The 667-nt window shown below is 62.5% G+C and carries 1 protein-coding gene; it reads left to right on the top strand.

Annotated features, from left to right (window positions below):
- The first annotated feature begins 6 nt into the window (after nucleotides 1-6).
- Complete coding sequence (locus EOB49_RS30890) at nucleotides 7-573, top strand: tyrosine-type recombinase/integrase (RefSeq protein ID WP_281060585.1); 567 nt, start codon at nucleotides 7-9, stop codon at nucleotides 571-573.
- The last annotated feature ends 94 nt before the right edge of the window (nucleotides 574-667 follow it).

Genomic DNA, 667 nt, shown 5'->3' with positions numbered 1-667 from the left:
CAAGCCGTGAACCGCTCTAGCATCCCTCTGCGAGGGCGGACGATGGCGACCCTGATCGGATTGTTGGCAAGTTCAGGGCTGCGATCGGGCGAAGTAGTCGGGCTCGATCGTTCCGACGTTGATCTCACCAACGGGGTTCTCCTCGTTCGGAAGACAAAGTTCCGCAAGGACCGTCTCGTTCCAGTTCACACGACAACCCAGTGTGCCCTTGGTTGCTATGCCCGTGAGCGCGACGCCGCTTTCCCCATACCCAAGGATCAGGCCTTCTTCCTCAGTTCCCGGGGCAACCGCCTCTCGGCGACCGGCCTGCAAAACGGCTTTGCCGAGGTCCGTAAACTCGCCGACTTTGATGGCGGTAAGCCGTTAAGGCCGCACGATCTTAGGCACCGGTTTGCCGTGACCCGCCTCAGCCTCTGGCACCAACAGCGCGCAGACGTTCAGGCGCTATTGCCTTTGCTCGCCACATATCTCGGCCACGTTAGTTACAGCGACACGGCCTACTACCTCACGGGCTCGGCGGAGCTCCTCGCTATCGCGGCTGAGCGTGCCGCCCTCGATGGAGGCGCAGCATGAGCGAACACCTGCTCCTGGCGCCGCTCCTGGAGTCCTATTTCCGCCGGCGCCTGACGAAGCAGCGCAATGCGACTCCCGCAACCGTGGCCAGCTA

The organism is Mesorhizobium sp. M7A.F.Ca.MR.148.00.0.0, assembly GCF_003997735.1.
In the GTDB taxonomy this organism is placed as follows: domain Bacteria; phylum Pseudomonadota; class Alphaproteobacteria; order Rhizobiales; family Rhizobiaceae; genus Mesorhizobium.
Note: the sequence above shows the minus strand (reverse complement) of the source record. Positions and strands in the feature narration are given on the sequence as shown.